The organism is Streptomyces sp. NPDC000410, assembly GCF_040300305.1.
In the GTDB taxonomy this organism is placed as follows: Bacteria; Actinomycetota; Actinomycetes; order Streptomycetales; family Streptomycetaceae; genus Streptomyces.
In genome coordinates this window covers 21,498-32,364 of record NZ_JBEPDM010000030.1, presented here as the reverse complement: position 1 = coordinate 32,364, position 10,867 = coordinate 21,498, and the positions used below count along the sequence as shown (strand labels likewise).

The following is a 10,867-nucleotide window of genomic DNA, read 5'->3' as shown; positions in this document are numbered from 1 at the left end:
GGACGGCGGGCCGGGGAACGATGGTCGTATGCCTTCCCAGCGCGCCGCCGCGCCGACTGCCGAGGCGTGCTCCACGCGCATCGTCGAGTCCCACACCGTGGGACGGCTGTCCATTCCCGGACGGGACCGCTGCCTCTCGCAGCCCGTACGGGGACCGAAGGGGGCTCCCACCACCCCGTGCGTGCCCCCGTCCCACGCCGGTCGCGACACCGGCTGAGATCCGCTGAGACCCGCCGGAGCCCGCCCCGTGCACAACCTCCTGCCCGTCGCCTTCGCCCTCGCCTCGGCACTGAGCAACGCCTTCGGCACCGTGCTGCAGCGCAGCGCCGCGCTGGCGGTGCCGAGTTCGAGCGGGCTGCGGGCCGGGCTGATGCTCGATCTGTTGCGGCGGCCGGTGTGGCTGGCCGGGATCGCCGCCGTCATCACCGCGGGCGTCTGTCAGGCGGTGGCGGTGGCCACCGGGCCCCTCACCGTCGTCCAGCCCCTCTTCGTCCTCGAACTCCCGCTCACCCTGATCGTCGCTTCGTTCCTGCTGCACACGCGGATGCCGCGGCGCGGCTGGGTGGGCGTCGCCTGCGTGGTCGTGGGTCTCGGGGTCGCTCTCGCCGCCGCGGCACCCACCGGCAACCGCACGCACGTGCCGTTGGACCGCTGGATCCCCACCCTCGCGGTGGGGGCGGGCGCGGTCGCCGTCCTCGTGGGCACCGCGCTCAAGCGCCCCGTGGGCCGGACCCGCGCGGCATGCCTGGGGACGGCCACCGCCATCTGTTACGCGCTGACCGCGGCCCTCATGAAGGCTGCGGTGCACATCCTGGACGACTACGGGGTCGCCGCCTTCTTCACCTCCTGGCAGACGTACGCGTTCGCCGTGACCGGCGGGAGCGCCCTCTTCCTCCTGGAGCACGCGATGCAGGCGGGCCCGCTGGTCGCCTCCCAGCCCGCGATCACCCTGGGCGACGCCTCACTGAGCATGGTGCTCGGGCTCGTCCTCTACGAGGAGCACATCCGCACCGGCTGGTGGCTGGTGCCGCAGCTGCTCGGCGTGGCGCTGATCGTCTCGGGGGTCTTCGCGCTCTCCCGTATCCCCCTCACACGATCCGTGGTCGCTGCCGACGGGGCACGGGGCAGCGAGAACGTCCCCTGACGGCAGGAGCGGCCCGCGCTCGCGCGGCGAGGCTCGGTGTCACTCAGGTGGCACCGACTCGCCATGACCACCCCACCGAGCTACCCGTCTCGACGACATACTCGTTAGGCGAACGCCGCATCGATCCACGCGTCGCCGGGTGGCGGCACGAAGAAGTACCCGCCCCCGACCGTGAGCAGGTACTTGGCCATGGTTTCCCCCTCGAGCCGCTTCTGCACCGACTCGAAGCCCTTGGCCAGATCGCGCTGGAAGCAGGAGAAGATCAGCCCGGTGTCTCCGTTGCCGCGGTCGTAGCTGTAGCTGCGCCGCACGATCGGCGGCGGATTGCGCCGGTCTGGGGCGGCGAGTCGTACATGGGAGTCGAGCGGGGTCAGGTTGCCGTCAGGGTCAGCGGCGAGGTTCGGCTGCTCCCCGTCGGGTGTGCCGTCCAGCCAACCACCCTCCCTGCGCCGCCCGATGATCCGCTCCTGCTCCTCGACCGGATCCGTGTCCCACAGCTCGGTCGCCAGCCGGATGATCCGCACGACCTGGTAACTCCCGCCGACAGCCCACGCCGGTTCAATCTGATCCGCCCGTACGAGCACACGGTCCGCGGTCTCTCTCTCCGTGCCGGGGTTCCCGAACCCCTCCGTGAAATGGAACGGGTTGCGAGCCAGCCCTCGGCCGCCCTCCTCCCGGTTATCGCTGCGAAATCCGTCGGCGCGCCACCGCACCCGCCATTCGGGCGCGCTCGCCAGCAGCCGGTCAACCGCCGTCTTCACGGTGGCCTGCCGATCGGCCGCGATGTGCAGCAGCACCTCACCGTGCGATCGGGCCGGATCCAGCAGATCGCCCGGAAAGCGGGGCATGGTGACGAGTCCACGCGGCCGCAGCTCGGGCCGAACGAACAACGCGGCGCCTACCGCCGGTGCTGCGGACGCGCCGGCGCTCCGGGCCGCGCGAAGGCCACCGGCCAACGTATGCAGAGAACTCGCCGGGTCGGCGCGGCTTGAGGTCCGGTCGACGGCCACCATGGTCATATGGCTGAAGGGCCGCGTACCACGCAGCTGATCCGGGAGCGCGCCGCTTCGACCCCCTGTCGCCTGCTGCTCGGAACGCTGGCCCAGGGCGTAGAGCCCACCGCTCGCAGCAATCCCGGCCGAAGTGCTCAGCAGCAGCGTTCTCCGTCGCATCAAGCCACACCCCCAGAACAGTTCAAGCGTTTAGGCAGTCAGCTGATTGAGGCCCCGCCACTCAATCCCCTGCGAGAAGGGCTACCTCGAACAGCAGGACCGCTACTGACCTATCCTCCCGGTCGGCGAAGACGAAATTTAGCGACCAATAACCCGCCACTGACCCGGCCTCCCAGATTCCCACCCAACGACCCTTGGCCCACTATTCGATGAGCGAAAGAAGCTCTAGCGCGAGTTCAGAAATTCTAGAATCCGAGTCTCTCGTCAATTCGCGAAACACCTCACGGCCAGCGGAAACGGCATTCCTGCTCGAGGCCTCCCAGTGGATTTTCTCCCGATACTTTTCCGCATTTTCCGGCGATGCCGCCAAAGCAGCAGATTCCCACTGCCTGGCCGAGTGGATCTTAGAAATTAGCACCAAGACATCTTCGCGCCCTTGAACGGCTTCATCTTTCACCAGCTCCAGCAAGAACGGGACCACGTGCGGAGTCGCCTCCGACACTACGAAGCCGAGAGCACACACTCGGTCGCCTAGTTCATCAATTGCCGCCCTCGCATCCACCTCGTCACCCCAGGCTGCGACGGCAAGGAGTCGCGGAATTTCCTGAGCAGAACCCGACGAATCACGCAACTGTCCCCAGCTGATCCGAGGAAGCCGCTTAAGGAGACGCCCCATCCTCACCCTCCAAACATGTCAGTTACCCCAAGTCTCGACATCAAAGCCCGACATGAACCACAGGCAGGCAGGAGTGTCCTGTTGCGGAGATTACCGAACGGCTTATGTGTCATTGCGAGGCTTTGACTGCCACGGACCATATCCCCGGCCTCCATCGCCTGAGCTATGCATCCAATTTCGGCGCACCCGCCATGATGGCCCGTCTGCTCTACAACCCGGCGAAGAGAAAGCGGGAGGCTCCTGATGTCCGACGCAGCTCTCAGCCGACTGCTATCGAAGTACACACCACCCGATGGAGTCCATAATGCGCTCGTAGCCCCCTCATTCTTCCCCGGCGCCATCCTCTGGAGGTCGGTGAAGACTCGAAGATCGCAGACGCGATTCGATGCATTATGAACCAGGACCGGGGTCGCACCTGCCAGCACATAGTACGTGTGCAGGTTATCGACGGTGAGGTTGTACGCCGTCGCAGTGTCGGTTCGACCGCGCACCGCACTGATCTGGATCCAGGTTCCACTGCTGTTCCGGAGCCATTGGCCAGGTTCAAGGTCGCCGGCATCAAGCCACTCACGCAGTTCGGGCACCCAGAAGGGGTGGCCTGCCGTCGCAGTGACGTGACCCGTCCTGGCACCGGTCGAGCCGCCGGTGTCGATGGTGATGTCGACGAGTTGCTTCTCACCGCTGCCCTGGATCAATGCGGTGACCTTGCGTGGGCCGGTTTCGCCCGTTTCCGGGTCGGTGGCGAGGACCTTGTCGCCGATCTTGATGTCCTTGATGGGTTTGCGGGTGCCGTCGGCCATGAGGACCGGGGTGTCGGCGGTGAAGCTGTTCCTGCAGCCGCGATTCGCCCATTTGAGGCCGCCCCAGGCGCCGAGCATCCCGAATGCGCAGCCCATGGCGGCGGCTCGGCCGACCTGGCCCCAGTTGACTTTTCGGCCGGAGAGGCGCTGGATTCCCCAGTCCATGGCGCCATCGACGAGGGCGCCGACGGCGCAGCCGATGAGGAGGGGGTTGTTGCCGGTGGGGTCGGTGTAGGTGGTGGGTGAGCTGAGTGCGTACTGGTAGAGGTTGGTGCCGCCGGCGTGTCCGATGGGGTCCTGTGAGATGAAGCGGCCGGTTTCGGGGTCGTAGTAGCGGTTGCGGTAGTAGAGCAGGCCGGTGCCGTCGCTCTCGCGCCCTGTGAAGGTGTACGGGTTGGTGGAGGCGGCGCCGGTGGTGGTGGGCTGGCCGTAGGGGTCGTAGGTGTAGCGGGTGGCGATGGTGCCGTCGGTGTTGGCGAGGCCGACGACGGTGCCGAGGGCGTCGGTGAGGTAGACCTGTGTCTGGCCGTTCTCGGTGCGGGTGAGGTACTCGTCGAGACCCGAGGCGGTCACGGTGGCCGCGGTCTCCCCCGAACCGTTCTGTTCGACCAGGGGGTTGGAGGCGTCGGTGAGGTACTTGCTGGTTGTTCCGGCGAGGGTCTTGCTGGTGCGGGTGCCGAGTGGGTCGTAGCCGAACGAGCTCGAGGGTTCGCCGGTCTTGGTCAGGCCGGTGAGCTGGCCGCGGGCGTTCCAGGTGTAGGTGCGTCGGCCGTCGCCGGTGAGTTGGCCTTCGTTGTCGTAGGTGAAGTTGCGGCCGTTGAAGGTGGTGAGCCGGTTGTCCTTGCCGAAGACGGAGCCGGATTCGGCGGCCGGGATGGCGATGCTTGCGAGGCTTCCGGTGAGGCCGGTCTGAAGGCCGCGGGCGTCGCGGGTGTAGGTGAGGTCGCCGATCGTCGATGTGTCCCGGGTGTAGGCGATGTCCTGGATGATGCCGGTCTTGTCGTAGCCGGTGGTGCGTGTGATGCCGCCGGGCAGCGTCGCGGTCTTCTCCCGGCCGACCGCATCGAGCCCGAAGGTGATGTTCTGGGCGCCGGTGGTGATCCTCGTGAGGAGGTCGGATTTGTCGTAGCCGTAGGTCGTGGTGGTGCCGGCTGCGGTCATTTCCTTGCGGCGGTCGGCGGCGTCGTGGTCGTAGCCGACCGTGCCGGTCGGGCCGGTGACCGTCTTGATCCTGTCGTAGGCGTCGTAGGTGAAGGACTGGTTGCCGGCCGCGGTGTCGGTGATGGTCTTGGGAAGGTCGACGGTGTCGTAGGCGTAGGTGGCCGTGGATTCGGCCTGGCCTGCGACGTCGACGCCGTACTTCACGGTCCTGGCGCGCCCCAGGACGTCGTAGTCGGCGGTGGCGATCTGGCCCTGGCGGTTGGTGACCTTGGCGATCTGGCCGGCCGGGTGGTACGCGAACAGGGCTTTGGCGCCGAGTGGGTCGGTGGCGGCCTTGGGCCGGTCGGCCTGGTCGTACTCCCACATGGTGGCGTTGTTGCGGGCGTCGGTGAGGGTGGTGAGGTTGCCGTTGTCGTCGTAGCCGAAGCCGGTCCTGTGGCCGAGCGGGTCGGTGACGCTGCGGGTCTGGTTGAGCTTGTCGTAGACGATGGTGGTGGCTGAGCCCGCCTCGTCGGTCAGGACGGTCGGCCGGCCGGCGGCGTCGAGGAACCGGCTGCTGGTGCGGCCCTCTGCGTCCTTGACCGATACCGGCTCGCCGTAGCGGTACGTGTACTCGGTCATCGCTCCGGCGGCGTCGGTGACCGACTTGAGCTGCCCGTCGGGCATGAAGTCCAGCTTGGTGACCCGGCCTTCGGGGTCGGTGACCGTGTCCAGGTCGCCGTCGGCGTCATACGTGAGGGTGGTGGCGTTGCCGAGGGGGTCGGTGATGCGTGTCGGCTGGTCGTACGGGCCGTCGAAGAGCGCGGTGCCGGAGGTGCGGGCCTGGGCTGTGCCAGCGAGTTCGGTCGTGGAGGTGATGTAGCCGTTGGTGTCGTACGTGAGCTTGGTGCGACGGCCGTACGGGTCGATGACGGCGTCGATGCGGTGGTTCGTCCCCCCGCGCTCGTACGTCGTCGTGCGGGCGAGGCTGGTGCCGTATGCCTCGGTGTCCTTGACGCCGTAGCCTTCCGGGTCGTATTCCACTCGGCGTACGGATCCGCCCGGTTGGGTCACCGTGGCGGAGGTGACCATCCCGGTCCCGTTCTGGGTGTATTCGAAGCTGTACTTCTGGCCCTCGGTGAGGGTCTGTTCCTTGACCCGGCCGTCCGTGTGGAACGTGTTGGTCATGTAGGTGATGCCGCGGGCGTCGGTCGCGGTGGCGATCCGGTTCGACGTGCCGTCGTATGTGTAGCGGCTGACCTTCCCCGCTGGGTCGGTCACCGTCTCCAGGCGGCCTGCGGTGTCGTAGGTGTAGGCAGTGGTGCGGCCGGTGTTGTCGGTGGCTGTCTTGACCCGGTCCTTGTCGTCGTACTCCAGGGAGATCCAGCGTCCGCCCGGGGTGGTGATCCGCTGGACGTCTCCCTTGTCGTCCGGGCCCCGGGTGATCTGGACACGGTTGCCGTGCCGGTCGCGGATCTCCCGCAGTGCCCCGTACCAGCGGAAGACCATCGTCGTGCCGTCCCTGAGCCGGACCTCCCAGGTGGGGTTCTCCTTGCCTTGGACGATCTTCGATCCGTGGAAGGCCGTCGGTGTGCCGGACGGTTGGAAGACGGCGTCGAGGAAGCCTGTTCCGGGTGAGGTGCGTACGTAGTGGACCTTCTGGCCCCCGGGGAGGTACAGGTCCACTTCGGTGTACTGGTTGTCCGAGTGCAGGAAGGCGTTGTAGGACAGGTCCCTGCCGATGCCGAAGGCGCGTGAGCGGGTGTCGCCCTGCCAGTAGGTCCGGGTGACCTCGGCGGCGGCCAGCGGATCGTCCACGGCCAGGTCGGTCCTGGTCTCGGTCAGCATGCCGGTGCCCAGGTGCACGGGGTCACCGGACATCCAGTCCAGTGCGTCGCTGAACCAGGACAGGTCCCAGGGCACCAGGTCCCCGGTGTTGAACATCGCGCCGTGGAAGGCCCAAACCCGGGTCTTCGCGTCCGGCACGACCTGGCGGCCGTCCGCGGACACCTGGCCGTGGCCGTATACGTACCAGCCCTTCTTCTTCGGGTCGTAGTCCATGAACTCGACCCGTGAGCCCGGGGCTTCGCGGGTGTAGTTCGGGTAGATGATCCGCGCGCCCTCGGGGAAGACGTAGGTGCCGCCGGGCTGCACGGTGAAGTACACCGGGATGACGCTGTTCTTCGGGAGCGGGAACGGCGGCCGGTCGATCGGGATCGCGGTGATCCCGAGCTCGGTGACCGTGCGGCCCTTCTCGTCGCGGACCACCGAACCCTTGGGTATACGGACCTCGAGCCCGGGGATCTTCGGGGTCTTCAGCACGACTTCGGCCGTGGCCGGTGCGACGAAGCGGACCGTGTGCTTCGTGTCCAGCGGAGTCATCCACACCGGGAAGCCCAGGTCCACGCTCTGGCCGGCCTTGGGGTGGATGCGGATGTCGAAGCGCCCGTAGGTGCGGAGTTCGGTGTTCGCGCTCGTGCCGTCGACGATCACGGTCGTCGCGGCCGGGTCGATGCCGGTCAGCAGGAATCGGCCGCGGCCGTCGGTACGGGTGGTCTTCGTCCCCACCGACACGGTGGCCTTCGCCAGCGGTGTGCCGTCCATCCTGAGCAGGTGACCGGTGAGCGCCGTGGCTCCCGGCGGCGCCCGCAGCCGTGGCGGTGCCGCCGGCGCCTTGCCTCGGGCCGTCACCCAGTCCCGGCCGGCCAACTGGGCACTGCCCGGCTGCCAGGTGTCCGCGCCAGTCGGCACCGCACCAGGGGTGTCCGTCGCGTTCGCCCGATCAGGTTCTGCCGACGTGGGCGCCTTGGCGGCAACCGCCGGCGCGGCGGTCAGACCGAGATTCCAAGTCCCCGTCTTCATGCTGCTGGGGTCCACCGTGATGGTGTAGGTGCCGGTCGCGGGCAGCGCGGCGAGTGCGGTCGAGGTGGCCGTGGCGCCGATGGACTTGTTGTTCACCAGCCACTTTCCGTCCGGCCCGGACACCGACATCGACCACGCGGACGGCGAGCCGCTGTGTCCGACCACCAGCTTCTGTCCGGCCGAGCCGGTAAAGGTGTAGTGGGCGTTCTGCCCTGCGGCGGCGATCGCCGCCGGGCGCGGCGGACTTCCGATGGTCAGGTGCCCGCCGTCCACATCGGCCAGGCGCTGGGCGGTCATGGCGCCGGTGGTCACATCGGTGGGGCGCACCAGCAGCTGATAGGTCCCAGCCGCCAGCGGCGCCCGCAGATCCGCCTCTCCCGTAACCCCTGGCGCGAAGGCGACGTAGCCGCTCTGCCTCACCCCGTCCGGGTGCACCAGGTCGACGTTCGAGGTCTTGGTGAACGTGTTGCTCTGGAAGGCCACCGCGTGACCGTCCCCGGCGGCCGCCTGGACCGTGTACCGCAGTTGCTGCCCGGGTCTGGTGATCTGCCCGGTCAGCGCCTTGTCGTCCAGCCGGCCCGCCTCGACCGGTGCGGAGAGCCACAGCGACGCGGATCCCGTCAGCGCCTTCTCGGGTTCCAGGTGCAGCGTGTAGCGGGCACCGGCATTGAGCTTGTCCAGGTATTTGACCGAGGTGCTGCCGCCCCTCACGGAAAACGCTTCGACCTGCGCCCCGGCCGCGTCCAGCAGCTTCACGTCCAGGTAGTCGCCGAAGGTGTTGCCGGTGACACCGAGCCCCAACAGGCTCCCCTCCGGGGCGGTGAAGTCCACCAGCCCCTGCTGCCCGGCCCGCGACAGCGACAGGGTCCCCGCCTGGCCGTCCACCGGCACGTTCAGCCTCACTGTCTCCGACAGTGTGAGCGTCACCCCTCCGGTACCGGCGTCGTCCGGATCGATGACCACCAGGTACGTTCCCGCTTCAGCCGCCTCCGGCAGCGTGAGCGAATCCGCACCACCGGCCGATAACGAGGCCCGGTTGACCAACGTGGCACCCGACGGCGCGAACACGCTGGTGTACAGCGTCTTGGTCAAGCTGTTGTCCGTCAGGCCCAGTGCGAAGGGCTTGCCCGGTTCGGCGTCGAACGTCACCACGCCGCGCTGCCCGAGCCGTGCCAGCTCCAGCCTGTTCGCCGGTCCTGTCGCATCCAGCTGACCGGCTCGTCGGTAGTGCGACGCCTGCACCCGCAGAGTTCCCGTCCCGGCGAAGTGCGGATCGAGTACGAAGGTGTAGAGGCCCGACTCCGGCAGCTCGTCGACATTCAGTGAAGCGCCGCCCCCGGCCGGGAAGCTGGTCTGAGCGACCTCCAGACCATCCGGCCCGTACAGCACTCCGGTCGTCGCCTTGGTCAGCGTCGGTGTGGCCACACCCAGGCTCGCCGACTCACCCTCCAGCCCGGCGAAGGTGAACCTCGCGTCCTGCCCCGGCCGGGACAGCGGCACATCCAACGAGTCCCCGAGGAAGTCGAGCTTCCCGGTTACGGCCCGGGATACCGTCACCCGCACCGCTCCTACCGCCGCGGGTGCCAGCACCAGCGAGTAGGTCCCCGCCACCGGCAGATTCGCAGCCTCCCAGTTCTGCTCACCCGCGCCGAAGGTGTCGTCGCCGAGCTGCCGCCCCAGAGGGGAGATCAGCCGAACCGTCACGTTGCCGGTGAACGTGTTCTCGGTGAACCCGAAGCCGATGTCGTCCCCGACCTCCGCGTCGAACAACACCCTCGCCTGATGCCCCGCCGTGGTCACCGAGACAACCGCACCCTGCTGCGCCGACACCGATGTCCGCTCCGACGAGTCGAAGACGACACCCTCCGACGGCACCGTGAAGTCCCCGGGCGCCGTGGCGACCCCGTCCGGCGTCGCCACCTCGACCGCGCCCGAGCTCACTCCCGGCGGCACCTCCACGGTCAAGGCCGTCTGCGTCAGCGAAACCGCCCTGGCCAGCTGGCCGTTGAACCGCACCACGTTGTCCGTGATCACCGGTGCGAAACCTGAACCCGTCAAGGTCACCAGGGTGCCCGGCAGGCCCGCCCCCGGAGTCACCGCGGTCACCCGGGGCCCACCCGAGGCCGACGTGAACACCTCGGCAGAAGCCGCGGTCACCCCGCCGACCGTCACTGTGACCTTGCCGCCCACCGCCCCGGCCGGGACCGTCACCACCAGGCGCGTCGGCGTCGCCGAGACCACCTCGGCCGCCGCGCCACCGAACGACACCGCGTTGGACGCCGCAGTCGCCGAGAAGCCCGTACCGGACAGGGTCACCGTCGCTCCGGCCGCCGCGCGCACCGGCACCAGCGAGAGCACCGACAACGTGGCGGAAGCGAACCGGTCGATGCCGAGACGGTTCCCGGCCGCGTCGTACCGGTACCGGGCCGTCTCACCAGCCAGGTCCGTCACACCGACAAGGCGGCCGGCCGCGTCGTACGCGTACACAGCATTGCTCGTCGTCGGCGCAGCGTCAGCGGCCGTGGGCCGTAATCGTGCGGGACCGGCCTTCGACGGCGGTGCAGAGGTCGGCGCAGAGGCCGGCGGCGAGGGCGTGGTGCTCCTCGCCGCCACCGCGGCGGGTGACCGCGACGGACCGGACGGCGCGGGCGCGGCCTGCGCCGAGAGCGTGCCCGCCGCGAGGGCCAGCACCAGCGCTCCGACCGTCAGCGGCCGCCACCGCGTGGACAGACGTACCCCGAACCGTTCGCCGTGCACGCGCACCGCGTCCTCCCCAGAGCAGCGACAGAGCGCCACAGGACGCCCATAAGGCCCACACTCCCCATGCGGGCCGTCACAAGCTATCCACATTCTGTTGAACTCAGCCAGGATTCGAACGCGTGCGCGACGTGCGCTGCCCCGGTTCCGGCCAGCGGAACGATCACATCAGCCGCGAGGTCCGCCCCGCGCCGGACTCCATTCACCTCAGCTCAGTCGCCTCGTCGCGGGCGCGAGGCGACCGGAACGGCCGGAGCCGCGAATGGCCGAATCGGGTGAGCGGCTGCGACGCGGAGTAGCGACGGAGCGGATGTTT

At 68.5% G+C, this 10,867-nt stretch carries 4 protein-coding genes; 1 reads left to right on the top strand and 3 read right to left on the bottom strand.

The window, feature by feature from the left end:
• Window positions 1-247 precede the first annotated feature (247 nt).
• Window positions 248-1,144 carry a DMT family transporter gene (locus tag ABT342_RS25525; RefSeq protein ID WP_351578249.1) on the top strand — a complete coding sequence of 299 codons (897 nt, stop codon included), beginning with the start codon at window positions 248-250 and terminating at the stop codon, window positions 1,142-1,144.
• 104 nt (window positions 1,145-1,248) lie between these two features.
• On the opposite strand, the gene ABT342_RS25520 is transcribed toward ABT342_RS25525, so the two are convergent.
• The 3 genes from ABT342_RS25520 to ABT342_RS25510 form a co-directional block, all read right to left on the bottom strand.
• Entirely contained in the window at window positions 1,249-2,157 is a 909-nt protein-coding gene (locus ABT342_RS25520) for a Dyp-type peroxidase (RefSeq protein WP_351578246.1), read from the bottom strand.
• A 361-nt stretch (window positions 2,158-2,518) separates the two neighbouring features.
• Complete coding sequence (locus ABT342_RS25515; protein WP_351578243.1) at window positions 2,519-2,785, bottom strand: hypothetical protein; 267 nt, start codon at window positions 2,783-2,785, stop codon at window positions 2,519-2,521.
• A 209-nt stretch (window positions 2,786-2,994) separates the two neighbouring features.
• Window positions 2,995-10,557 carry an RHS repeat-associated core domain-containing protein gene (locus ABT342_RS25510; RefSeq protein ID WP_351578240.1) on the bottom strand — a complete coding sequence of 2,521 codons (7,563 nt, stop codon included), beginning with the start codon at window positions 10,555-10,557 and terminating at the stop codon, window positions 2,995-2,997.
• Window positions 10,558-10,867: the final 310 nt, after the last annotated feature.